Below are 25,500 nucleotides of genomic sequence, written 5' to 3' on the forward strand. Positions count from 1 at the left end.
AAAGGAGACCACACAATGCCGACCGCTGAGGAGATCGAACGACGTGTCGAAATAGCAGACACTGCTCGGAGTGAGAGGAGGTCCGCCGCGGCACGGCGCGTCGGTGACTTGGCAGATCGCCACGCCGAGCTGGCCGAGCAACTCGGCGGCATCGAACGCGAGCTGGGTGAGGTGCTGGCCGAGTCCGGCGACGTGATCGAGATCGACGAGCTGGCCGCCTTTACCGACGTCCCCGCAACCGAGCTCGCCCGCTGGCTTAACAACGCCAAACCCGGACGCGCCAAGCGGAAGAAGTCCACCGGAACGAATCCTGCGAAGACCACCCAAGCCCGGAAGCCGGCCGCTTCACCCCAGCCAGCGCACACCAACGTCGCCGCCGCGCAGGACATTCCACTCGCGCGCAGCGGCACCGTTCCTCTCCCGGCGGTAGCGTCGTGACGACATCAACATTCCCTCTCCGTCACGACGACCGGCCACTATGGACACGGTGTCGGGTATTCGTGCGGGCACGGCTTCACGACGACAGGGGAGTGGAGTCCGTCGGCTTGGCCGTGCTGTTTCCGTTGGTGTTGCTGCTGATTCTCGCTGTGGTGCAAGGCGGCTTGTGGTGGCACGCGCACTCCGTGGCCGCTCACGCGGCACAGGCCGGTGTGGATGTCGGGCGTCCTGTCGGCGCCACGCAACCCGTCGCGGCCGCCGCCGCACGGTCGTTCGCCGACCGCGCAGGCCCCGGTGTCCTGACCTCACCCGAGGTTCGTGCCACCATGACCGCCGACACTGTCCAGGTCGCGGTGTCCGGCACGACGGTCCGGCTGCTGCCGATCCCCGGCCTTGATATCGGGGTCGAAGTGAGCGCGCGAGCGGTCAAGGAGCGCTTCACCACGTCGATGACCGGGGGCGGCTCGTGACTCGCCATGCACGTGCGCTTCGTCTCGGTCGGTTGCGGACAGATACGGGTTCCGTCAGCGTCGAAGCCGCGGTGCTCGTGCCCGCCGTGATCATCGTCGGGCTGCTGATCATCGCGGGTGCCCGTGTCAGCTCCGCGGAGCAAGCCGTCGACAACGCCGCCACAGCGGCTGCACGCGCCGCGTCGATCGCCCGCAGCCCTCACTCGGCACAGCAGGCCGGAGCGGCTGTGGCTCGTGAGCGTCTCGGGCGTGAGGGCATTACCTGCCAGGAGACCAGTGTGTCGGTCGACGCCAGCCAGATCGCCGTCGGCCGCGCAGGCTTGGTGAGGGCCAGTGTGACGTGCCGTGTCGCGCTCAGCGACCTCGCCCTCCCCGTTCCCGGCGGTACTCGCCTGATCACCAGTTCGTTTACCAGCCCTGCCGATCCGTACCGGGGACGGCCATGATCACCGTGGCACGGCCACGGGATGCCGGGTCGCTCAGCGTGATGATCGCGGTCCTGGTGCCCGCGTTGCTGTTCGTGCTCGCCTTGGTCGTCGACGGCTCCGCCCGGCTGCGGACCATCGCCCGCGCCGACGCCCTGGCCACCGAAGCCGCCCGCGCCGCCAACACGGCCGTGGACACCCGCAGCGCGCAGGTCGGCATCGACACCGCCACGGCCGCCCGGACTGCGGGCGACTACCTCGCTCGTACCGGGCACCCCGGCCAGGTCAGCATTACCGGTACCCGCACGGTCCGGGTGACGGTCACGGTCACCGAGCCCGCGCCCATCGGACTGCTCGGCCGTAGTGTGCAGGCCACCGGTACCGCGGTGGCCGAACTCGGTGTCGGGACCCGCGACGGCGGACTGCCATGACCTCCCCGGCGGTACAGCGCGTCCGCGGCACGCTCGCCGCGCTGGCTCTGCTCGCCTTCGTCGCCGGTATCCCGAGCGGGCTGCTGGCCCTTGGCGCCGATCCCGCCCGCCTGATTCCCGACCGCTGGCCAGACCCGGTACAGATCACCCAGTGGCCCGAGCAGATCTGGGCCACGCTGCGCTGGGCGTGGATCACCGGCGACCTGGTGATCTGGCTGATCGTCGCCGTGGCATGGACGGGCTGGCTGGCCCTCACCGTATCCGTGATCGTCGAAGTGATCCGCCAGACCGGCCGAGCCGCCCGCAGCCCGCTGCGGCGGATCCCGACCGGCCGGTGGATCGCCGGGCTCGTCGCCGCCGTCCTGATCGCCACGTCCGCGGGCACCGCGGCAGCGTCCGGACTCCCCGCCACGCCGACCGCGGCCACCGCGCCACCACGGCCTCACCCGAACCCGGCCAGCGCGACCCGCGATTCCGCCGCGGGCACGGCGACGACAACCACGCACGGCGCGATCCCGTACACGGTGGTGCACGGCGACACCCTGTGGGACCTCGCCGAACGCCATCTTGGCGACGGCAGGCGGTACCACGAGATCGTGCGGCTCAACCCCGGCCTGCTCGCCGGCAACCCGGACGACCTCGTACCCGCCTGGACCCTGCTGCTCCCGCCAGACGCCGCCGGTCTTCCCCCGCGCCACGCCACCACCTCGCAGACCGGACGGACCGTCACCGTGCAGCCCGCGGACACCCTCACCGGCATCGCCGAGCGCCACCTCGGCGACCCGGACGCCTGGCGCGTGCTCTTCGCCCTCAACGCCGGGCGGCCCCAGCCCGATGGCCGTGCCCTGCGCCACCCCGACCAGCTCCTACCCGGCTGGACGCTCGCCCTACCCGCCATCGCGCCAACCGCACCACCGGCAGAAACGCAGGAACCACCGCCGAGCGTGCCTGCATCCGAACTCCCGGACGATCCATCCCCCACCGGCCAAACACCCCCGCCCACACCCGGGTACGAACTGCAGAAGCCCGCCGCGTCCGGAGACGGCGGTGTGTCGCTGCCGGGCGGGGCGTTCGTCGGCCTCGGACTGGCCGCTCTGATCACCTTGGCGACGGTCACGGTCCGAATGCGACGTCGCCGCTGGTACCGGCCTGGTGTCCGAACCGACGGCGATCCTGCGGGATCGCCGGTCGTGCGCGCTCTGCGCATCGCTCACGACGTCGCCACGCAACCTCCGGCCGACCAGGAGACTCCGGCGACCGAACCGACGAACTCCCGACACACCCGGCAGGTCGAGCTGGACACCCGCGACCGAGCTAAGGCCGTCGTCCGCGCCGCACACCCGAAGACACCCGGGACCACGGTCGGCATCCGGGACGGACACACCATCGCGCTCGACCTCGCCCAGGCACAAGGCCTCGGGCTCGTCGGGCCCGGCGCCCGATCCTCCACGCTGGCCCTCATCGTCACCCTGCTCGCGCAAGCCGCCAGCGACGGACTCGACGCCACGATCGTCATCCCACGCCCAGTCGCCCGCTCCCTGTTCGGGGACACCATCCCGGACCACGTACCGCAACGGCTGAGAATCGTCGACGACCTGCCCGCGGCTCTCGACGCTCTGGAAGCCGAACTGCTCGCCCGCACGCACGGCCAGAGCCTCGCCGGGAATGACCCGGATACCCAGACACCTCGCCCGTCGAGTCGCCCCGGGCCCTTTCTCATCGTGGCCGCGCCCAGCGCGGACGCAGACCGGCGCCTGCACGCCATCCTCGAGACCGGAGCCCACCTCGGCCTCACAGGGTTGCTCCTCGGCCCATGGCGTCCCGGCGGCACCGTGCGCGTGACCGGTGACGGCATCGTCGACACGGCTTCCCCGGCACTCACCGGCAACCTCGCCGGCGCGCGGCTCTTCACGCTCCCAGACGCCGACGCCCGCGACCTGCTCGCACTGCTCCACGCCGCCGAGCCCGACCGCGCCGAACCGTCACAGCGCTCCGCATGCGTCGATAGCGTGGCCATGACCACCTCCGACTACGAATTCAGTAAAGCCAGTCCCGAACACGAGCCTGAAGCGGCTCCGCCAACTACGCAACGGGACATTGGGCCGGTAGAGACCCGCACCGCGGACCGATCCCCGGATCGGTCGCTGCGGTTGCAGGTAGTCGGCCGTCTCCGCCTGAACCGCACCGGCCCCGAACCGTACGACCTTGTCGAAGCGCTCGCGCCGCGACAACGGGAGATCCTCGTCTACCTGGCATTGCACCGCGAAGGCTGCCGCCGCGAAACCCTCAGCGCCGCGCTCTGGCCTGACGCACCGGCCGATCGCCCCTACAACACCTTCCACGCAACGCTGTCCCAGCTCCGCCGAAGCCTCCGCCGCGCCACGGAGAATGACGCCCTCGACATCATCACCACCCAGGACGGCCACTACGCCCTCAACGAACAGCTCGTGACCGTCGACCTCTGGCAGCTGCACGATGCGCTCACCGCCAGCCGAACCAGCACACCGGCTGAGGCCACCGAGGCGCTGAACGCCGCGATCGCGCTCTACCGCGGAGACCTCGCCGAAGGCATCACCGCCGACTGGATCGACGGACCCCGCGAAGCGCTCCGCCGCGACGTCCTCGATGCGTTCAGCACCCTGATCCGCGCAACTCGTCGCGACGCGCCCGAACACTCTCTCGCCCTGCTGGAACAAGCCTGGCAGCTCGATCCCTACAACGAAGCGATCTACCGGGACCTCATGCGCACCCAAGCCCGTCTCGGCCAGTACGACAGCGTCCCGCGCACGCTGCGGCTCCTCGCCACGATGCTCTCCGAACTCGGAGAGCATCCTGCCCGAGACACCGTCACCCTCGCCGCCGCACTTCAGCAACCGAGGAACGCCTTCCCGGACAGGCAAGCTAGCTGACACGACTGAGCGAGCTGTCGCCGTCCCGCGCGCGTCCAACTTCGGTGCGACCATCATCGCCGGGCGCACTGCGCTCGAAGGGCAACTACTCGACGCCGGGAACCCCACTTGAGTTCATCCGGTGGGTCAACGCACAGCTGGGAATCAATGCCAGCACACCGTCCGAGGAGATCTCGGAGCCGGCGATCGACAACCCGGCCGAGGCAAGACATGCGACCAGCTACGTTCGAGCTTCGCGGACGTACTGCGGCGCTACCAGGATGACGTGCTCACGTGGCTTCGCCTGGGACCCGGGGCGATGCTGGGTGAGGCTCCGGGGGAGCGGGCCGCTGTCTCACTTGGCAGCAGTACTCCCCAGTGAGAAGTCGGCGCTCCATCAAGGTGGCAAGAGCTTGTCCGCCTACTTCTCCAGCTTCCTTTCCGCCTTCCTCTCCGGGGACCGGCTAGAGCGGAAGGGGCAGGGAACGTGCTTGTCGCAGCACAGGTACGTCGGCCCCCTTTCCTCTGTGCCTCCCAACTTCGGTGCCAGCAGGCATCTGAACAGTCTGTCGGGTGGGTGGTCGGCTTCCGTCTGTTTGGATTCGGCGGTGACGTTGGGCGCGATGGTTGCGTTCGCATCCCAGGGCTTCCCGACATCCGAAGTATTCTTCCGCCCCGCCAGCCACTGGCCGCGGGGCGGCTTGCTGGCCGCCGTGCTGTCCTGCGCGCATGACTGTCCACTATGGACCAACTGGCCGTTGCTTGAGATGGGGAACGACGCTTAGCGGCCGCTAAGCGCTCCCTGTGGCCAGCTAAGTACACCTAAGGCGCCCTTAGTGCTCGGCGAAACTCGGCCCCATGGTCGTCCACGGGGTCGAGGACGCCACGAACGCCGGTGTCTACCGCTGCCGCTGGTGCAGCAACGCCTTCAATCGGCAGCAGCAGGCAGTGCTTGCGCGGCGTCCGAACGAGGACGAGCTCTACGGCTTCCACGAATCCTGCGCCGGAGACTTCGCCCTCAACTACCTCCCCATCGTGGTGACCGTCCGGCCGGACCGCTCAGCCCAGGTCACCGGCCCGCCGAACACCAGCGTCACCGTGCTCATCGAGGACTAGCAACTCAGGAGGAAGGCCCATGCAGCAGAAGACGAGAACCATCTACGTCGCCGTTCACCGAGTCACTGGACAGGAACTGGAAACAGGTTCGCCGGTGAAGGTCGCAGGCCCGTACGGGCGTGGCGCTGTATTCCTCCACGTCGTCCGGCCAGATCGCCGCGAGCCGCACCGGGAGCTGGCCGAGGTTCACGTCCGCTGGGACACGAACGGCCGCCCCAGCGACTGCTGGGCGCGAGACGTCGGGATCCGGGTGGAGCCACGCGAAGTACCTATCACAGGAACGATGCCGCTCGTACCGGTAACGGCGCGCCAACAGGACGCCATACGCCACGCCGTTCCCACGGCCCTGCTGGACGGCTGGCATTTCGGCACCGGGAGCATCGTCGTGCCGCACCCTCCGCTAGAGGCACTCGCGGTAGTCCAACGGGCCTTCGACTGGGCGGCGGAGAAGTACGGCGCGAGCAAGTTCCCTGCGGCTTCACTTCGCTCCGTGCTGAAGAGCCTCAAGGAGAGAACGACGAGCTGAACCTGGGACTTCGGTTGGTGACGGTCGGCGCGGGAACGCGATGAGGCGACCCCGCGCCGACCTCATGCCCTCGCAGACCATCGGCAGCACAGTCGTTCCACCAAACCTGGCCCCTTCCTTACCGACAGCGCCGGCTGCCATTTACGGAGGCCCTCGGCCCCCTTGAAGTCCTTGCCCTATGTCGCTTCGCCGTCCCGTGAGAGCAAGCGGACGGAGTGCGGGCCGTTCGAACCCGCAACAAGGAACTTGGAGAAGCCCATGACTGCACGATCCACCAGCCTCGACCCAGCTTCCATCCCTCCGGAAGAGACGTGCCCCGCGTGTCACGTCGAGATCGGACAAGTGCACGTATGCCGCTGCGAGGTCGCCCGCTGCTTGACCACCGGTCTACAGCGCAATGGTCATGGCCCGTCTTGCCGTTGTCCCCAGGACGTGTGGACAGGCCTGATGTCCGGGATGCTTGAATGTATCGAGTTCGGCTGGATGCAAGAAGCGGATCCCAGCCTTCCCGACCTCAACCGTCTCTACAACACCGCAACCTGGGATCCGCGCATCCGCCGCTGGACCCGATCTTGAGCAGTCGACTCCAGAGAGCAACGATCGATACCGCATCAGGGCACAGTCGGGGGCGGTAGCAGGCCGACTTGTTCTAGTGTGCCACGCTGGTTGGCCAATTCGATCGTGTGAGCGTGGTCCAGCGCCAAGTAGGTGGCCGTTTCCGTGGTCGGGTCCCACGCGTCGATGACGAATACGGTCAGCTGGCCACACTTGTCACAAGGCAGAGACACAAAGAACGGTCGGAGAAGGTGATACCGGCCGAACTGGTCGACCGCGTACGGACTGTCGGCCTCGATGATGTGGTCGACGGTGCCATCGTGGAGGGGGACCACGTTGTGGTCCCCCATAAGCTCGCGGAAGGACAAGTGTGACAGCTTCTCAAAGGTGTCCCAGCGGGAGCGCTCGATATGACGCAGCGGGAAGTCCACGAGCCATTCGACTGCCTCCAGCAGGATCAACAGGTCGTTCTTGGCGTCCTCGACTGCGGACCGCGTCTCGTGCGGACTAGGGCGCCTGCGATGCGCATTGTGGTCGCGGCGGCGCTTGTTCGCGGCAATTGCTTCGCTGACCTCTGGTCTTGCTAGTCCGGCGAAGTGCACCAGTGGCGAATCAGCTGGTAGTCCGCGGAACGGCTTTGCCGTGGCGAAGTAGCTGACGATGGTTCCCCAGGTGCCGAACGTGGGTCCGCTGCCGCCCTTCGCGAATCGGTTGGCCTGTTGACGCAGTGGTCCGAGGGGGAGACCGTCTGCGCGGGCCAGCACTAGGCCGAGCACTGCGCAGTAGGCAAGCACGGCCTCCGCGCACTCCAGGACGAGGGTGTACGCGCTATGGTCGTACGGGGCGGCCTGGACAGCACGCCACCTGGTGGCGAGGGGGAAAGGCAGCGTAGTTCGTAGGCGTGAATCGCGTGCGTCGATTAGGCTGCCAGCTTCCCTGCGCTGCCTGGTGAGCCGGCCGGCGTCGATCATGTGAGAGCGTGCGACCGCCACGTTGTCCCACTTGAAGTAGCTGTGTACAGCGTGCTCCGCTTCGTGACTCCACAGCGAGAATTGCCGCGCGGCGCTGGTGAGTTCGGACAGCGCGTGCAAGGTGGCCTTGTCCGGACGCGGGATGCGCAGGCCGCTGAGGTTCCACGGTCGCAGCCAGGCGATCCCGTCAGAGCCGACGAAGCGTGCAGTGAAAGCTTCGCTGTTGAAGTAGCGGCGATAGAATAGTCTCTCGCGTTGGTCTAACTCGCGGACGGGGCGAAGGACGACGAGAGCGTCGGTCATAATCCGGTCTTCCCGGACGACTGGTCCGAACGCTAAGGGAGTGACGAACGTCGATAGCGCGATGTCGCCTACGCCAAGCGCGGATTCTCCGATTGGATGGTCGTTCGGTGATACGAACCTGAACACATCGGTAAGTGGGACGTGCTCCATGACTTCTTCGCCGGGATCATTCCCAATTTGGGGGTGACTGCCCCAAATCCCAGTGCGAGTGTGCGTGGCGACCGCGGCCTTCCGAACCTGGTTGGCGGATTCTGTCCTAACACCGATAACTACATCGACGGCGGCCAATCCCAGATTGAGGTCAGAGGCCGTCAGTACCACCTGAAAGCCCATGGCGCGACTAATGTTGAATGCTCGGGATAGCCATATTGGATCATCGTGCGGCCAAATGTGCTCGTCCAGAAAGAGTGTGCCGACAACGTCGCCGTCTCGTTGCGCTGGCTGCCCGCTCTTGATCAATGCCATAACGAGGAAATAGGCCCAGGTGGCCAAGAATGATTCATGGCCGGAGAGCATCCTGACGGAGGAAGATCTGTAAGTAGTGGAGTGGCGGGAGAGGCCGAACTCGATATCGCCACCGAACATCTGCTCTAGGGCATCGAGCACGAGGTCCTCGACATCATGCGGGTAACGCGCACTGGAGGTCAAATGGCCGCCGAGGCGGGTCAAATGGTCGACGAGAGCGTCAGGCGGGTGACTGATCGAGACGGAGTCGATGTGGATTTCGACGATCGGACCGTCGGTGTTGGAGCTTGAAAATGCAGCCAGTTGCCCAACGGTTTGAAAGGCGGAAAGCACCTCTTGGGCCACTGCGAACAGGTCGGCCCGCAAGGCATCCAGCGCATCTGAGGGTACGTTGTGACACGCTTCTACGCGGCGGGCGAGTCGATCAACTATTCCGGCTGGTATCACCTCGCGGAGGAGCTCTCGGTCAATGCGGCCAAAGCCTCTTTCTGCGCAGCGCCACAGGTTTCTGGTTCCCCCGCGAGAGTTATAGAGGTCGATGGGAAAGCCTAAGTCGTACAAGTGCGTGTGGAGGTCGTCATGAGACGAAAACCAGTTCGGCCCGGACTCCTCGACCGGCGTTGCGCGTACTCGACTGGCGACATCGTCGAACGACATGTCCGCGGCGTTGACTGGGGGCGCGTCCAGGCTCAGCTGTTCGGTGGGTGCGAAAGCATACCAGCTCCGACGTACCGAGTCCGGAATATGCGGCGACTCCACTTCGGCGGTCATGACCATGCCGACCACCACCTGACTTCCCGCTCGACTCTGGTACTCCACGATCACGTGCGATAAACGGCCTGGGCGCGCGAAGGAGAGTTGATCGCGGGAAGCTCTGGGGTCTTGAGGTGTGAGGACCGATTCTACAAGATTGAGTAGGACGGTTTTGCCCGCACCGGTCTCGCCGACTAGCACTACCGCCGGGGCCGGGGCTCGGGCCGAATCAGACGTGGCGGCGCCGTCCCTGAAGTCGACAGTGACGTCGTCAAACCACGCGCCACGGGGGCCAACCTGGAACAGTCGAGCCCTGCTCAGTTCATACATCGCCTCGCCACGCATTCGGAGCATTGGGTATCAGGCCGGGTCGCCCTGGTCTGGCCTGTGTAAACTGTAGCGGATGTCCCTGGTAACTGGATGCACGGTCCGTGTTCGGAGCCGCATCGGCGGGCAGAATCGAGCGGTTCGAGTTTCGAAATTTAGATACGGAAAGTAAATTTTCTATTATTGTACATACCGTGCAACACGACCAAATTTGATCGTATGGCCTGGTGTTTCCGTGCAACGTGACCGCTCCGTAGGCAGCTAGCGTCTGCACCACTTGATCGATCGCCGCGCGCAGACGCGACCGTTCGGACACATGGAGGAGTGCGTGTCGCGCTGGCTGTAACGGCTGTGCTCGCGGGCGAGCCTGCGCCCGTGGCCCTCTGCACGTGTCTTCTCATGGATTGTCGGTTTGACGTCGAGACCAGCCGGCATGACTGCAGCCTTAAATCCATCTCGGCCCTATAGGTCGACACCTCGAAGATTGAACCAAATGGGTGAGCAAGGACAATCAAATCCAGAGCAAGGACTTATCTGTGTAACGATCTTAGACGTCCGCGCGTTATAGGTCACGATGTCGGCTCGCTAGGGTTCGTGGAGAAAAGCATGGCGCGCGTTCGAAAGCATGACCATAGTCTAACCTTGAAGCTCTTTATCGCCTCACTTCTGGTGGCGGCAGCATTGGTCGGTCAGCGAGAACGCCGAAATAAACGCGCAGAAAATATCCGTGAGATGTCGTCAGTCTTGGCATCGATGGCCGAAGACGGACCAATCCGAAGTGAAACTCAAGACAATATCGCCGGTTTTCGCCTACTTCTCACTATTCTTACTGGCGTCGCGTTGGGTGCCGCCGCATCTGCGTTACCAACTCTAATGTCGACTCCCGCATCAGGAGATCTTCTAATCAGCATTTGGCTATTTTGGACAACTGGAGTCTTTGCTGTAGTGCTCGTGTATTTATCCACGTTGACCGGTTCGAAGGTGATACCCAACGAGATCGACTTCGTGCACGCCGCGGCGTTGATCGCCTCCTTTCTCGCGCAATGCGGACTGTTCGCGTCCCTCATAAGGACTAATGCGCACGACTCGATACGGTGGTGGCTAATTAGCTTCTCCTCATTTGGCGCGGCAGCCACAGCTGCGATACTCCTCGGGCTCAGGATTCTACCTAAATCACATCGGGAAATGGACCCTGAGATATTGGCTTTCTATAGCCGAGGGCAGTGGGGCGACGCCGCGATGGCGAGCCTTACGGCTGGAGTTCCCTTGATTTACTTGGTTCTAGTTCCAGAACCTTCAGATCGGGTCGCCCTGATGGCTTCTATTATTGCCCTAACCTCCATTATTGCAGCCTGCATGAAGCAGTCCTTGGAGCGGCGGCGACTGAGGCGTGGTGGGCTAATATGAAGACGCGTTAACGAGCCTCTAAGGGTAGGCGTCTACGACCGGAAACTACGCCACGGCAACAGATTCACTACATCGCTCGACCGAACCGACTCCACTACCACCTCCTTGACTTCCGGAGACTTCGGCTGAAACGCAGACAACGGGCACGACCCTTCGACTACACGGCGTACTGGAACACGCACTGCAGCGAGGTGGCCTGGAAAACTTTCCATGGCATCTGATCAGAAGACCAGAAACGTATCATTTAGGCGCGGAACATGTCATGTTTCCGCCGAAAACTACAATTATTCTGAAAAGCTTGGGCGAGTCGCTCCCGCGTAGTCGTCCCCTGGTGAGCGGTAGTCGTCTATCTGAACCGGATGGCCGAACGTGGGGGCATTGATCATCTTGCCGTTTCCGATGTAGAGGCCGACGTGGTGAATTCTAGCTGGCGTCCCGTAGAAAACGAGATCGCCGGGTAGCAGTGGCTCGTTGAGCGGGACCTGGGGGCCAGCTTTGTACTGAGTGTGTGCGGTGCGAGGAAGCGGTACTCCTGCTGCCCCGTAGGCGGCCTTGGTAAGTCCGGAGCAGTCGAAACCGTCATGCCCGCCGTCCGGACCATCGCCGCCCCAGACGTAGGGAAGACCACGTTGACTGCATGCGTAGGTGATCGCGGCCGTCGCGGCGGGGGTGGGCGCCTGGATTGCGTCGCAGTCGCCTGTTCCGCTGGTTGTGCAGGCAGCGCCGTGGACTGCTGCGACGATCTGGCGAGCGACTGGTTCGAACTGCGCGTAGCGATCGGAAAAGCCGGACCGCTGTACGGTTTGTGCTGCTTCGGCGACGGTCATGCTCTGCCAGTTCGGTAGCGCTAGGAGGTGCCAGTAGAACTGCTCGCTGCTGTAGTTGGGGTTCATGATTTGGTCGACGGAGCCCCAGCCTTGCGAGGGGCGTTGCTGGAAGAGTCCGACGCTGTCGCGGTCGCCGTAGGTGAGGTTGCGCAGTCGGGACTCGGTGATCGCGGTCGTGATCGCGATCACCCAGCCCTTTTCGGGAACGTTCATCTGCTTGCCGACGGCGACGATCGTCGCCGCGTGGCCTATTTCTTCGGAGCCGTATCCGGCTGTCGGTGTGCCGGTTGCGCCGACGGGGATACAACTCGTGCGTTGTGCGGAGCTGCCGAACACTGCTTGGACGACGGCGATCGCACTTCCGCCGATGAGAAGGAGCAGCACGACGAAGAACGCGATGCCGGCTAGAGCGAGCTTAGCCATCGCTTAAGGAACCCCCTTAGCTGTTAAGGCGTGAGGAAACGGCTGGCGGCATCGGCGTGGGAGGCTCCAGTCCCGGTCGCGCGGCATCGAGGTTGCGCCCACCGCTCGACGGCGGGGATACAGATGAATGCGGCCAAAGCTTCGGAAGCTCGGCCAGAGCCACCCGTCCAAGGGCACCGGAGTCATCGACCCGGAGCCACCGGGATGCGGTCATGTCGAGTGGATCAGCGGAGGACTCGCCGCTCGTCGTCGCCACTGGCACTCGCGCGGGGCTATCGAGACCTCGCAGGACTTCGGCCAGTACGCGGCGCGCGTTGGCTTCTCTGGCGGCGGTGGGAACCCAGACCAGAACGGGTGTGGCGATACCCGTGGCGTCGGCGAGGCGCTCGTAGCGGACCAACTTGCTCGCCAGACGGGGCAGGGTCTCTGTCCCGAAGTCGAACTCGACGAACCATTCGATCTCCCGTCCGGCTTCACGCCACCTGCCGTAGCCATCCGGGGTGACGATGTCGCCCCAATGTCGTCCGCACCGGGCCGCCGACCACCAGGTGGTGAGCTTTCCGGCGGCCTCGGGTTGGCGGGCCGCGCGGATCAGGGTGGTGAAGAGCGCGTTACAGCCAACGGTGTGGGCGAGTTGGAGGGAGAAAGCGCGGCCCACCTCGCGTTCGCGGCTGTAGCCGAGGTCTTTGATCTGAAGGCCGTCTTCGTGGGCGAGCGCGACGGCTCCGGCGGTATCGAGGACGTAGTGCATCGGGTACGAGCCAAGGGACCGGTGTGGCTGGAATCGGTGCACGACGCCCCACCGATAGAGGTTGTGCAGGCGCAGGTTCGCGGCACGACGTCCGGGGAAGGCGATGTCTACGATCTGCGTGCTGGTAAGGACGTGGTGCTCGAACAACATCCGGCACAGCCAGCGGTCGCGGTCGGTGAGATGCCGGGCGAGCCAGGCATGGTGCTCGGCGCTGTTCAGCACCCGTGGCGCGGGACGTTCCGGCCGGTGTGCTCGCAGTTGCCGTTGCGGGGTGGGGTTGCTGATCTTCATCTGGTGACCTCCAAACGCGCCAACGCGCGGCCTTGGTTCCAATGAGGGGATGGCGAGCGCCGGAGTCAGGCGGCACGCCGGGGATCGAACTCCGCGGGGCGTGCATGTTCGGCAGGGCGCGGTGTGCTCGGAGCCTTAGCGTTGGTCCGTGCGAGTTTGCGGATCTCCTTAGCGCGTCCGGGAATGGCCGGCGGGAGCTTCTCGGTGACTGCGGTGAAGGAGGGTGCTTCCTCGCTATTGAGTACCAGTCGCGCGGCGATGTGGTAGCGGCCCAAGTTGGCGAGGTCGTGCTCGGAGAGCTGCGGGGCAGTGTGCCGGGCGAGGATGCGTGCGTCTTCGGGCGACGCTGAGAAGATGGCCTTCGAGCGGGCGTTGGCGCTGATGCCTTCCTGCAGCTCAGGGGTGAGCTGGCGCAGGTACTGGTGTGCCAGGATGATCGACATCCGGTAGCCGCGGGATTCTGCGAGCATGTCTTCGATGGGGTATGCGAGGGACAGGAAGTTGTGGCATTCGTCGATGTAGAGCGAGCTGTCGAGCCTCTCGTGCTGGGGAATTCGCACTCGTCGAGTGGCGGCTTGCCAGGTTCGGGCGACCACGATCGAGCCGATCAGCCGCGCAGTGTCGATCCCGAGCGAGTTTTTGCTCAGCCGGACCAGGCAGATCCCGCCGTCGAGGACTGTGTCCATGTGGAAGGTGGATGCGCCGCCTGCCAGGGAGGCCCGGACGAACGGGCGCAGAAGCAGGCCGCGGAGCTTGTTCATCAACGGCGCGACGACTTGGGCCTTGCTGGCGTCGGACAAGTCGTCGTACCAGCTCCAGAATCCTTGCAGGACGTCATCGGTGACCTTTTCGAGGGCGCGATGCCGGAAACTCGGCACCGTCAGCAGTTTCGGCAGGTCCGTCAACACCGGAGTCTTGGGGAGCTCTCGCAGAGTTAGTAGTCCGGATCGCAGGATGTCCTCGGTGCGCGGTCCCCAGCTGGAGGAGTACACGTGGGAGAAGATCGACACCAAGTCATCCACTGTCCGGGCGGTATCGGCGCCCTCGAGCGGGTTGATCACCGGAGGCCGCCACCGGCTGTCGGCGTCGAAGAGCACGACTCTCTCTCCGAGGCGCAATGGAAGCCGCATCAGAACGTCGGTTATGAGGTCGCCCTTCGGGTCAATGACCACTAGGCCGCGGCCGGCGTCGGCATCGTCGAGAATCATCCGCGCCATCAGCTCGCTCTTACCGCTGCCGGTGGCCCCGAGCAGGTGCAGGTGATGGCGCGCGTCCGCGATGCGCAGTCCGACCGGCCGGGAATGTCCGGAGTCGCTGACCCCGATCGGTTTCACTCCCATGCCACCGGTGGCGATGCCCGGTGGCGGCGGGACCGCTCGTGCTCCGGCACGCTGCAGGCCGGGTATGGCGTCGTCTGTCGGGAGGTGCGCGAGCGCGGCCAGCTCGGTGATGGAGAGCAGGTCGCCGTCGGCGAGGCGGCGCTCAGCGACGGCCTGGATCGGACGGGCGAGTCGGACGCGGCGGTAGTAGTTGTGCTCGCTGAAAGCCGCGAACGCGCTGGCGATGGCGTGGCCGCGTCCGGCCAGGTGCTCCCGCACCGGCGAATGGTCAGTGCCAGTCAGATCTTTGCCGACGAGGGTGGCGACGGCGTAGCGGACGCAGGTTTCGTACTGGGGTCCGCGCTGTTTGGCCACGATGACCCGGTCTAGGGACGAGGTCTCCAGGACGGTCTGGCGATCGGTGACCGGCTTCGTTGCGCTGGTTCGGGGTTTGCGTCCCTTCGTGTGCGGGGTGATCAGGTCCAGGAGGCGACCGGCCAGTTTCGCGGAGCTTCCGGTGCGGACGTGGCGGGCGGCTCGGCGGGCCTTGCGGACACGCGCACCGGTGACCGGTCGCGCGAGGATCTGGACGACCGCGCGTTCATGGGCGCCCAGCCCTGCCGGTGCGCCGAGCAGGGCGCGGACCGGATCGGCGGGGAAGTCGGAGCGGATCGGCAGCGCTTCGCTGCGAGCCAGGCGTATCTCCCCACCGACAGCCTCAACGACTTTCCCCGCAGGTGCGGATTCCGGGATCGGTGGTTTGGCCGGGGTGGTCCGGGTGTGGGCTCCAGGCCATGCCGCCTCGATCGCCCGTTCGGCCATGCCGGGCGGGACGATCCCCGGCAGCCACACGCGCACGGCGACACCGGCACGGGAGAACACGTACTCCCACACGATGTGCGGCTGGCCGTGGAACCGGCGTTTCCAGCCGGGACGCAAGAGCCCAACCAGGTTGGAGAACAGCGCCTCGGCACCGTCCGGGTCCACGGTGGGCGGAGCCAGCACCGTGACCAGCCTGGCTCCAGCGGCAATCCGGTCATGGCACCGTCGCATCCACCACCGGCGCCCGAAGACGGCGCCGGTCCAGGCCAGAGCTAGCACGGGACCGGCGACCGGTCCCCACGACACGACGACGTCTCGCAACGCGGGGAATACCGCGTGCACCGCGCCACCGGGATCACGGAGGTAGTCCTGCAACGGCGAGGTAAACGCCTCCGCATAAGCGGCCACGGATAGGGCAGTAGGCATCAGAACTCCGTTCTGCACTGGGTAAATCAGAGGGACTCAGGCTGCGTGGCGATCGGCGTTCGTCGGGCGCGGACGGCTCTGCGGCGACGGCGCTGCCGGGCCTGTGCCGGGTACGAGCCGGAGGTGTCGACGTCGTTTGCGGGCACGGTTCGCGTCGATTTCGGCCTGCCATTCCGACGGCCGCCGCCCGTCCATCCGCTTGAGAAAGTGCGGGATGTTGTTCGCAGGAACTCCGACGAGCCGAGGGCCGAGTACGGCCAACAGGTCGGATGCTTCCTGCGAGGACCATCCGGCCGCGGTGATGGCGTCGGTGTCGGGGAACACGTCGGCGATCCGGTCCCGGCTGGGGTCGATGTGGGCGTCTTCCTTGCCGCCGTAGCTGTAGACCCACAGGAAGTTGCCGGGCGGATCCGGCTCGATCAGCCGCTTGAACCGAAGGACTTCCTTGGTATAGGCGTAAAAAGTTACGTCCGGGCAGGCGTGCATGACACGGCACCATGCCAGGGTGTAGGGGTCGTCGAAGAAGTCTCCGGCGTCGTGGACGCGGATGAATTTCCCGGTGAATCGTGGGGCTGAGAGTTCGCGGATCATGGTCGATTCCCAGCCGGGAAGATCGTCAAGGACGAAGGCGAGATTGGCTTGGTGGCGGGCTTTCACGGCAGGAAAGCGATAGGTTCCGTTGTACTGGCAACCCCGGATGTCAGAACTTGCGGAGTTCTAGGGCATTGCGTCGTGGTGGTGGTTCGGCGGGTTCATGACGGTGGCAGCGTTAGTTAGATTTCGCGTGGTGAGTTGGTGTCGTCCGTGGCGGCCAATGGGAGTGAGCGGACCTTCGAGCCCAGGCCAGGGCAGAGTGACTCTGCGTCACTTAGCGCGTCAGACGCCCCCTGGCTATGTCTGCGAATGCTGACGGCACCTGGCCCGTCTGAGCGCCGATTGTCGCCGCTGCTCGGTCTTAGGCTAGGCCGTTCGTCCTCACTGTGCTGCGGGCCCTCCATCTGGAGCAGCAGCTTCGTAATCGGAGGAAGAGCTAGGATGAGTGGACCCGGCAACTGAGGCTCGTGACAGCAGTGACGTCGGCGTTCGCGAGCACGGGTCGCTCGGCATGAAAGCCGTCGCCGTTGCCGGAGAACCGACGTCGAGATTCCTGGTCAGAACCGAGGCTCAAAGGCGGGCCCCTCGATCCGCGGGACGAGTAGTCAGTTTGCCGACGAGAGGCTGGACCGAAGAGCGGTCAACGGGATGAACGTGCTGTGGTTGGCAGCGTGCCCGGGCATGTCGAGCTTCATTCCGGGAAAATATTTCGCACGCCACGGACACTCCGGGTACTCTGACTCTGATACCCGGAACGCTTTCGCGAAGCACCCGACGCACTCGCCAATGTAGGCGCAACCATGACAGGTCTCAAGGTGGGGTGATGGTGAGGGCGCGTCTCGGAACATCGACATCTCAGGGCTTGCGAACAAGGTAGCGTAGTCCACCTCGTCTACACTGCCAAACTTCTTACTGTCTGTCAGATAGAGGCACGATCGAACTTCACCGGTGGCCCCGTTGATGCCGAAAGAGCGCCAGCCCGCGCCACAGTTCGTGTGCCCCCGCTCTGCCATCATCTCCGAGCCGATCCGGCCTGCGTCGAAGATCGGGTCGTCCGCATGGCCCGCCAGCGCTTCGGCGATGCCGAGTTGGACCTGCTCGTCCGAGCCCGACGAGCACAGGCCGAGTTCCCCGGCCCGGCCGAACGCAGCGACAGGAGTCACGGCCAGCGAGTCCACACCAGCTGCTTTGGCAGCGTCGAAAACGCTACTGATGTACTGCACGTTGTCGGCGGTCACGCTCATGCCGACCCGAACAATCACTCCTGCCTGTTTGAGGGCGCGGATCGCTGTCCACGCGGCGTCGTGAGCACCCTTCTTCTTGCGGAAGGTATCGTGGAACTCGCGGTCTCCGTCGATGCTGATTTGCACGGAGACGTTTTCGAGGGACGCTACGTGCGCGCACAGGCTCGGTCGCTTGCCCAACAGGTAGCCGTTGCTGACGATCGCGACGAGGTGGAAGGTCTCGGCGGCATATCTAAGAATCTCGCAGAACTGCGGGTGCGTGGTGCACTCGCCGCCGGTGAGCTCGACGACCTTCACGCCGTTGGCCCACATCGTGTCGAACAGACTGATCAGGTCGTCCTGGGCGCGCCGTGCCTTCCGCTGCGGAGACGCGGACACGTAACAGTGGTCGCAGGTGAAGTTGCAATGATCGGTGATCTCCACGCTCATGTGCATCGGTGCCTGGGACGACAAGTTGCCGGTAACGAATGTTGGCGTTGTCCTGTCGGGGTAATCCTCCAGGGCAATCGCGCCGATGGCTGCGAGATCGTCGGTGATCCTACTCATGATGGCCAAGGAAGGCAGGCCCGTGGCAGTTGTGACCTCGGCGAGTGTTCTCGTACCGTCGCAGAGTGACAGGACCCGCGCGGATAAGGTTGGGAGCTGCCATTGATCGTATGCCGCCATCCCGAGCCGGGACCGTGGCAGGCCTGAGGCACGGATGATGTGCATAAGGGTGCATTCGCCATTTGTCAGATGGAGCTCGTAGCCGGGCTGCGGGACGGGATATTTGCCGTCGGTCGACACAGGGAACCCCTCAATGATCTCTGAGTGCTTCAGCCGCAAGGGAACTGCCGGCGACGCCGACGATGCCGAGTGTTGTGTCTACTCCGACCAGCCCTAGGGCGGCAGCCGGGCTTGGGCCGCAGATCGCGCAGCCAGCGCAACCGCCGCACACTGCGCATACTGCGCACCCGGCGCAGCTGACGCCAAGACCACCCCCCACCCGGCGGGCCATCAGCTTTGTGTTGAACATGTCCCCACGGGCGATCGCGCCAGCTGCCTGCCGTGGTACGGCATAGCCGTAGGTCGCGGCCAAGTCGGTGTCAGCTTCGAACCAGTACAGTTCGGTGCGGTTGATCAGCCGTCGGGTAACGGTGCCGGCCACCTCGACGGTGATGTCGTCTGCCCCTTCGGTCGGGTTCGGAGCTATTATCTGGCCCGGGCCCACCTCCGAGACGCTGACATGCCCGCGCTCCGGTTGTGCGTCGACATTGCGCAGGACCTGCTCGTCAACGACGGCCTGTCCCCAGTCGCTGTCATATCGGTCGCGCCATGCGCCGCCACCGGCGTTCGCAGCGTCCTCCTCGATCATGAATTCGCGATAGAGGATGTCGGCGGCGTCGGGTGAGAGCACAGCCGAGTCTGACGAGGTCAGCATGAAAGCCGACGAGCGGGCCTTGTCGGACAGTACAACGATCACTCGTTCATGATCGTGGGGAGCCAGGTACAGGCGCTCTCGGGCTTCATGTGTCATCGGAGACCCCATTCTCCTGCAGATTCGGGCCCAGATATGAAAGCTTCCCGGAACCAGATCGGGCGATCCGTCCTACGACCCGCAATTTACTACGGATGACCTGCTTGCGAAAGACTGCGAATGTCAACCACTGGAAGAAGCTGATGGTCAGTTTCTAACAACAGTGACCGAAGTGTCAATGTGTGCCACTGCTTAGTGTCATATTGATCGACATGGTCGTTCAGCTTCGTTACTACTAATTGCAGAGTACGGCAGCTCCGACGTGTGGCGATGGTCACCTATTTCTCTAGGCTGACTGCAGCCCGCTCGGAAGTCAAATCGCGCGTATTTGATACGGAAGTAATTCTCCGATACCGGGAGTGCGGCGCCCCGGCAATTCCCGCGCAGAGCGGGCGTAGCAGATCTGCGCGCATGCCGAGGCCGCGGGACACGTCACCTGTGTTCGTCCGTCGGGCAGCCGAGCCGCGAGCGCGGGCAGTGTCCAGTTCCAGACGCCGATGGCGCGCATCGCCCGGTTCTGCGTCAGCAGCCGCGCGGGCCGGCTGGTACTAGCGGGTTTCGTGATGGGTAAAGACATACGGCACCTCACACAAAGACGGGCAGAGCAAGGAAAAGGAAGCGGCTAAGGAGGCCCTAGCGTCAGGCGGCGGGATCGAGGTCGATGTGACGATCGGCGTCCTCGTCGAACGCCGGCTCGGTATCGATGCCGTCAAGGTCAACGAACACGCTGTCGCCGGCCTCGACACCGGATTCGGCATACGCAGCAAGCTCGGCCGGATCGGTGGTGACAAGCGCGTTCTCCTGGGGCGAGGCCAGGGCTTGGAACGCGACTCGCTGTGTCCCGGTGCTGAGCAGGCCTTGTCCTTTGTCGGCGGAGACGAGGAATTGTTTCTCCCCGTCGGACAGGTTGAACGTCGCCACGATCTCGTCGATCGCTTGGGTGGCTTGGCGGAGCAGAATCTGCGTGGCGGCGTTGGCGATGATCGCCTTGCCCAGCTCGGTGCCGAGGACGTCGCCGACATCCTGTGTGGCGATGGTCAGGCCTGCCCAGTGTTTCCGGGCGGCTTTGGCCATGCGGTGCAGGAAACGCGCCCCCGCGGGGTCCTGCATCAGCAGCCACGCTTCCTCGACAGTGATCAGCCGCGGTCGCCGGATGGCCGGGTTGGAGACCCGCCGCCAGATCGTGTCCAAGGTGAGCAGGGTCCCGATCGCACGCAGTTCGTCCGGCAGGTCGCGGAGGCTGAAGACGGTCAGGTGGCCCTCGGGCCTGGTGGTGGTGTGTCCGGCGAACATCGCAGAGGATGCGCCGTCGACGAACGGATGGAGCCGGGACGCGAGATCGGCCGCGACCGGATCACCGGTGCCGGTCAGGGTCGCGGACATGTCGGCCAGCAGCGGTGCCTGTCGGCCCCAGGTCCGGGGATCGCTGCTGATCCCGGCTTGCTGGTAGGTGGCCAGGATCGCGCGGTCGAGCACGGCGCGCTGGTGCGCGGACAGTTCTGTACCGAGCAGGACGCCGATCACGGTGTGCAGGAACAGGATGCGTAGTGTCAGCGCGTCCTTCGGTGCGGTGCGGCGTCCGTCGGGGCGGGTCGCGATCGGCAGGTCGAAGGGGTTGATGCGGACTCCCGGGTCGCCGAGGCGGATGTAGGTGCCGCCGATCGCATCGCACAGCCGGCGGTATTCGTCTTCCGGGTCGATGATCGCGACTTCGATTCCCCGGTAGAGCGAGCGGAGCGCTTCGAGTTTGACGAGGTAGCTTTTCCCTGCGCCGGACCGGCCGAGGACGACGCTGTTGTAGTTGTCCGCGGCGAACCTGTTCCAGTGCACCAGGCCCTGGCTGCCGATGTTGAACCCGTAGAGCACGCCGTCCGGTGCGGCGACGCTGGTCGGGTCGGCGGGCGGAAGGTCCGGTGAGGTGAACGGGAACGCGGCGGCCAGCGCGCTGGTGTCGAAGGTGCGGCGCATGCCGATGAGGTCCAGTGCGAGCGGCAGGGTTGAGACCCAGCCTTGCAGTGACCGGTAGGTGGTGGGCTGGGCGTTCATCAGCAGAGATGCTGCGAGGGACCGGACGGCGGCGACGTGCTCGGCGAGATCGGGTTCGCTGGTGGCGTGCACGGTCAGATACAGGCCGAACCGGTAGAGTTTTCCTTCGCCGCGGGCGACGCGGGCGGACAGGTCGTAGGCGTCTTCGGTGGCGGCCTCGACCATAGGGTCCAGCAGCCGCCCCTTTTCGTTGTTGTGCCGTCGCCCGGATTCCAGTTTGGACAGCTGGCGCTTGAGCCGGTTGGCGGCGGTGACCGGGTCGATCGGCTCGATGTGCAGCGAGACAACGACCCGTCCGGGATAGGACAGCAGCGGTTGAAGCCATCCCGCGTGCACTTCGCGCGGGTAGCCGGAGATCGCGAACGACGACACCCACTCGCCGCCGATCTCCAGATGCCGCGGCGCGACCGAGAGCGAGTCCGGAGTGAACGCGCTCGCCCCGCCCGCCGGTGTCGCCGCGGTTCGCCGGGCGCGTCCTCGAGTGTGGCTGGTTTTCCTGTTCATAGGTCGTCGCCCTCCCAGTCGTCGAGTGCTGTTGCCTCCGGTGCCGCGCGGCGGGTGGGCTCCCCGAGGCTCCTTGGGGTTCGGAGGGGTGGTTCGTCCTCGGGTTCGGCGGCGGTGGTGATCACCTCGTCTGCGCCGGCGAGCCCGGCCGAAGGCGGGATGAGGGTGTCGGGATTGCAGGCGGTGGCGAGGACGGCGGTGGCCTGCCCGGCGTCCAGCGGGGTGATCGTGATCCCGGCGGGGAAGAGCAGTTCGATGGCTTCGCCCAGGCGCCGCACGAGCCGGGTTTCCGCGGACCGCAGCGCGCTCTCGGTGACCGTGTCGCTGCGGTTGGCGTGGCGGCGTGCCCGCAGGACAGCCAGCGGTGACGCGCCGCCGAGCCCGTCGGTCGGACCGGCCGCGCGCACCGGTTCACGCAGGACGATCAGCACTTGACGGCGCAGCAGATCGGTCGAGCGGCAGAGTTGGTCGAGGTAGGTCGCGTGCTCTCGCGCGGCCGCTTCGAGCATCGGATGCGGCAGCCCGGGAGCGGCCTCTCGCAAGTCGTCGATCTGGTGGCTCAGGTCGAGCCGCTCGGCGCGGACGAGGATCTGCACGGGCGCGGAGATCGAGTGCAGGTACCGGCCGAACGACGCGACCAAAGCTTCCTGTTCGCCTGGGGTGCGGAGCGCGAAGTTCACGGTGCTGGCAACCGCGACCATGGCCACGCCGTCGGACCCGAGGTCGATGACACCGGCTTCGGTGACGCCTTCCGCGGGCAGTCGCAGCGCGGCCGGAGACACCTGGGCACCGTCCGCCGCGCCGGTGGCATCGCTCGCCGCGACGTGGCTGGTCAGCCAGTCGGGCGCGGGACGGACTCCTTCGGGCGCGGCGACCCGATGCCGGGGTTGCATGCGCTGGCGGATGGCCGCGAACAGGAGCCGGTCGAGGCTCATGCCATCGCGCTGACCCAGCGCCAGCACAGCGGCCGCGACTCCGGCCGGGACCGCGATGATCAGGTACAACGGCAGCGGCACCGCGCCGCGGGCCAGGGACCATCCGCCGTAGAGAACGACCCCGGTCACCGCGAGGATCGCCAGCTGCCGCGCAGTGAGATTGGCGAGGACGCGGTCCTCGCGGTCGACGTCGGACGGTATGCGTACGGGCTGGGTCATGACTTCGTACCTCCACGGGACGAGGGCTTCGGCGCGGGCGCAAGCGGTGGCGGAGTCGGTGCACGGAACGCGACCGGGGGAGCGGCCGGAGTGCGCGGCCGGGCGTCTGCGGGGCGCGGTTCGGGGTGCGGGGTCCGGAACACCGGTGCCGACGGCGTCGCGGTCGCGGGCGTGACTGGGCGCGAGAGGTGGCGCGGTTCCGGCGCTGCGGGCTTGAAACGCAAGTGCGGCGGGACCGCCGCGACACCGACCGGCCGCGCGGGCGCCTGCCCGTTCCCTGGGCGGCGTGACGGATTCGCCGTCTGGAATCGCGGGTTCGCCACGCGCCGCCCACCACCGCGGGACGGCGGGAGGGGAACGGCGGGCCGGGGCGCCGAACTGAACTCCGGCTTCGGCGGAGGTCCTGACGGAGCGGGATGGACGGCGGGGTCGCGCGTCGTGGTCTGCGGCCCTGGTTGCAGGAACTTCGGTTCTTGCGAGGGGACGCGCGGCTGCTGGGCGGCGTGCAGCCGCTCGGCGTCGTAGTGCTGTTGCATGCGCTTGTTCACCGCTTCCGGAGTCGGGGCCAGCCGCGGTTGCGGCGGCCAGGGCGGGTCGGCGACACGGGCACGCCCAGTCCCGCCGCGGCTGGAAGATGTCGTGGCGACGCCGGCTGCGCGGGACCCGCCAAATCCGCCGGAGCGTCCGGCGATGGCGCCGAAGGTTTTCGCGGCGATCACGGCTTTGACCAAGCCGCCGAGGAACGAGCGGCCGCCTCCGCCGAGCTTCGTGGCGGAGAGGAACCAGGACGGGATCTTGATCAGGATGTAGAGCAGTCCGAGGACGGCGAAGAGCATCATCAGACCGCCACCGACCGAGCTGAACAACTTCGTGCTGCCGTTGAGGAAGGTGTTGACCGCGACGATCAGCGTGAGCGATTGGGCAACCTGGATACCAAGCGTCGCTCCGGTCGCCCGCCAGCCCCAGCGGGCGATGCTGTCGGTATGGGGCAGGGCGTGGCAGGCGACCCACAGCGGGGCGGACACGGTCAGCAGCAGCGTGATGATCACCCGCACCACGTAGACCAGCAGCAGCGCGATGACGGCGATGACCAGGACGACTTGCAGCAGGATGACGAACAGCCCGCCGGAGGCCATTGCGGAGTACGTGCCGTTGATCGACTGGGTGAGGTTGTCGCCGAGCTTGGGCGGATCGGCCCCGCCGGACAGGACCGCGGTCGACAATGCGTTCGCGAGCCGGATCGCCTTGTCGATGACGAACAGCGACAGCATCGAGGCGATGAAGGAGATGACGAGACGGGGCGCGATCTCCTTGATCGAATAGCGGCTCTGGACCGACTCGTGCGACATCACGATGATCCCGCCGATCATGATCAGCCCGCTGTAGCAGGCCAGCACGATCAGCCAGGAGTTGTTCCACAGGTTCGTCACGCCGGGCAGCGAATCCAGCGTCGGCGTGCTGAACGCGGTGTCGCCCAGCAGTTTCAGCAGAGGGTCGAGCGCGGACTTGACCAGCTCGCGGAACACCGCGTTGATGGCCTTGTTGATGCAGCCTTCGATGTTGGTGATCCCGCAGTCCGGGTCGTCACCGTCGGCGCCCGGCCCGGTCGGCCCCGGAGGCGTGGACGGCGCGGGGGAGCTGGGTTGCGGGATGCACCCTTCACCGACACAGGGACTACCGGAGCTGGTGGTCGGAGCCGGGCCCGGTTCGCCGGGTGCGCAGCCGATCTGGCCGGGGAAACAGCTCTCCGGTGCCGGCAGTTCGGTGATCGGCGGCAGCGGAGTCGCGGGGACCGACGGCCGTGGCGACCCGGTCGGGAAATGACATGTCGGGTCAGGCGAACCCGGCGCACACGTGTCGCCCGGTGCGACGGTCGGGAGAGGCAGGGGAAGCTCGGGTTGCTGCTGCGCCACCGCGGCCTGCGACCCGCCAGGAGGCGACGAAGGCTCCGGCGAGGCCCACGCGCCGACCGCGAGAAGACAGCCGAGCACCACGGCCACGCCGAGCGGAAGCAGCCGCAGCAGGCGACGTCGCGGACGGCCGGTCCCGTCCGAGCCGGACGGGCTGAGCAGGATGCGTCCGCGGACCGTCACGCGCGTGTCGGCCTCGCCGTGGTCGGGTGCGAGCGCGGGGGCGCGCCGGGACTTGGTCATGACCTCAGGCCCCGACAATCCCGCGCAGGATCTCCACGGCAAGCGGTGCCAGCGCCGCCAGGCCGTAGCCCCACGCAGCGTTCCGGAAAGCCGACTTCGCCTTCTCCGTTTCACCCGGGTCGCCACCGGCCAGCAAGTACCGGACACCGCCGACGGTCAGGAACACCGTCGCCAGGCCCGCCAAGATCCCGATCAACCAGTTGCGGATGTTGGTGAAGACCTGATCGACGGTGGTCGCGAGCGCGACAACGTGTGTGGCGGCCTGCGCTGGATCCACGGTTGCGCCACACAGCAGGACCGCGCTCACTGTCACGAGCGCGCCGCGGATCATCGGCAGCGCCACCGGGCGCGTGCT

18 protein-coding genes and 2 pseudogenes are annotated in these 25,500 nt (G+C 65.9%); 8 read left to right on the plus strand and 12 right to left on the minus strand.

All coding sequences use genetic code 11. From position 1 onward, the window contains the following. Positions 1–15 precede the first annotated feature (15 nt). The 7 genes from L324_RS13760 to L324_RS13795 all read left to right on the plus strand — a co-directional run bounded on the left by L324_RS13760 (position 16) and on the right by L324_RS13795 (position 6,294). Positions 16–438, plus strand: coding sequence for a hypothetical protein (locus L324_RS13760; protein WP_037307036.1), 423 nt, complete (start codon positions 16–18; stop codon positions 436–438). A gap of 113 nt (positions 439–551) precedes the next feature. Continuing rightward, complete coding sequence (locus L324_RS13765) at positions 552–908, plus strand: TadE/TadG family type IV pilus assembly protein (protein WP_235783530.1); 357 nt, start codon at positions 552–554, stop codon at positions 906–908. 32 nt (positions 909–940) lie between these two features. Further along, positions 941–1,354 carry a TadE/TadG family type IV pilus assembly protein gene (locus L324_RS13770; RefSeq protein ID WP_037307147.1) on the plus strand — a complete coding sequence of 138 codons (414 nt, stop codon included), beginning with the start codon at positions 941–943 and terminating at the stop codon, positions 1,352–1,354. After that, positions 1,351–1,764, plus strand: coding sequence for a hypothetical protein (locus tag L324_RS13775; protein ID WP_037307041.1), 414 nt, complete (start codon positions 1,351–1,353; stop codon positions 1,762–1,764). The genes L324_RS13770 and L324_RS13775 overlap by 4 nt, the downstream gene beginning before the upstream one ends. Then, complete coding sequence (locus L324_RS13780) at positions 1,761–4,673, plus strand: BTAD domain-containing putative transcriptional regulator (protein ID WP_037307042.1); 2,913 nt, start codon at positions 1,761–1,763, stop codon at positions 4,671–4,673. The genes L324_RS13775 and L324_RS13780 overlap by 4 nt, the downstream gene beginning before the upstream one ends. 837 nt (positions 4,674–5,510) lie before the next feature. Beyond that, on the plus strand, positions 5,511–5,768 hold the full coding sequence (locus L324_RS13790; RefSeq protein WP_037307045.1) for a hypothetical protein: 258 nt from the start codon (positions 5,511–5,513) through the stop codon (positions 5,766–5,768). A gap of 19 nt (positions 5,769–5,787) precedes the next feature. Next, positions 5,788–6,294 carry a hypothetical protein gene (locus L324_RS13795; protein WP_037307047.1) on the plus strand — a complete coding sequence of 169 codons (507 nt, stop codon included), beginning with the start codon at positions 5,788–5,790 and terminating at the stop codon, positions 6,292–6,294. 611 nt (positions 6,295–6,905) lie between these two features. Here the strand turns inward: L324_RS13795 and L324_RS13800 are convergent. Next, positions 6,906–9,413 (minus strand): hypothetical protein, encoded by a 2,508-nt coding sequence (locus tag L324_RS13800; protein ID WP_152546848.1) that lies wholly within the window; start codon positions 9,411–9,413, stop codon positions 6,906–6,908. An 849-nt stretch (positions 9,414–10,262) separates the two neighbouring features. Between L324_RS13800 and L324_RS42350 the strand changes: the two genes are divergently transcribed. Continuing rightward, positions 10,263–11,075, plus strand: coding sequence for a hypothetical protein (locus tag L324_RS42350; RefSeq protein ID WP_152546849.1), 813 nt, complete (start codon positions 10,263–10,265; stop codon positions 11,073–11,075). Between the two features lie 284 nt (positions 11,076–11,359). Here L324_RS42350 and L324_RS13805 read toward each other — a convergent pair whose 3' ends face one another. From L324_RS13805 to L324_RS13850, 11 genes and pseudogenes are all read right to left on the minus strand, one after another. After that, on the minus strand, positions 11,360–12,325 hold the full coding sequence (locus L324_RS13805) for a C40 family peptidase (RefSeq protein WP_037307052.1): 966 nt from the start codon (positions 12,323–12,325) through the stop codon (positions 11,360–11,362). 16 nt (positions 12,326–12,341) lie between these two features. Next, positions 12,342–13,367: a replication-relaxation family protein gene (locus tag L324_RS13810; RefSeq protein WP_037307053.1), complete on the minus strand. Its 1,026-nt coding sequence runs from the start codon at positions 13,365–13,367 to the stop codon at positions 12,342–12,344. A 65-nt stretch (positions 13,368–13,432) separates the two neighbouring features. Then, complete coding sequence (locus L324_RS13815; RefSeq protein ID WP_037307055.1) at positions 13,433–15,934, minus strand: helicase HerA domain-containing protein; 2,502 nt, start codon at positions 15,932–15,934, stop codon at positions 13,433–13,435. A 36-nt stretch (positions 15,935–15,970) separates the two neighbouring features. Then, positions 15,971–16,615 (minus strand): annotated as a pseudogene (locus L324_RS13820) (GP88 family protein); the annotation flags it as partial. Between the two features lie 518 nt (positions 16,616–17,133). Beyond that, positions 17,134–18,318: a radical SAM/SPASM domain-containing protein gene (locus L324_RS13825; RefSeq protein ID WP_161780857.1), complete on the minus strand. Its 1,185-nt coding sequence runs from the start codon at positions 18,316–18,318 to the stop codon at positions 17,134–17,136. 250 nt (positions 18,319–18,568) lie between these two features. Beyond that, entirely contained in the window at positions 18,569–19,234 is a 666-nt protein-coding gene (locus tag L324_RS42985) for a hypothetical protein (RefSeq protein ID WP_037307059.1), read from the minus strand. A gap of 427 nt (positions 19,235–19,661) precedes the next feature. Next, positions 19,662–19,865: pseudogene (locus tag L324_RS43580) on the minus strand (GP88 family protein); the annotation flags it as partial. 62 nt (positions 19,866–19,927) lie between these two features. Next, positions 19,928–21,838 (minus strand): VirB4 family type IV secretion system protein, encoded by a 1,911-nt coding sequence (locus L324_RS13835; protein WP_037307061.1) that lies wholly within the window; start codon positions 21,836–21,838, stop codon positions 19,928–19,930. Then, positions 21,835–22,992, minus strand: a complete 1,158-nt coding sequence (locus L324_RS13840; protein WP_037307063.1) for a PrgI family protein — start codon at positions 22,990–22,992, stop codon at positions 21,835–21,837. The genes L324_RS13835 and L324_RS13840 overlap by 4 nt, the downstream gene beginning before the upstream one ends. Further along, on the minus strand, positions 22,989–25,145 hold the full coding sequence (locus L324_RS13845; RefSeq protein ID WP_037307065.1) for a TrbL/VirB6 family protein: 2,157 nt from the start codon (positions 25,143–25,145) through the stop codon (positions 22,989–22,991). Before L324_RS13845 ends, L324_RS13840 begins: the two co-directional genes overlap by 4 nt. 4 nt (positions 25,146–25,149) lie before the next feature. Continuing rightward, a complete protein-coding gene (locus L324_RS13850) occupies positions 25,150–25,476 on the minus strand; it encodes a pilin (RefSeq protein ID WP_037307151.1) in 327 nt (108 codons plus the stop codon). Between the last annotated feature and the right edge of the window lie 24 nt (positions 25,477–25,500).

The organism is Amycolatopsis orientalis DSM 40040 = KCTC 9412 (genome assembly GCF_000478275.1).
In the GTDB taxonomy this organism is placed as follows: Bacteria; Actinomycetota; Actinomycetes; order Mycobacteriales; family Pseudonocardiaceae; genus Amycolatopsis; species Amycolatopsis orientalis.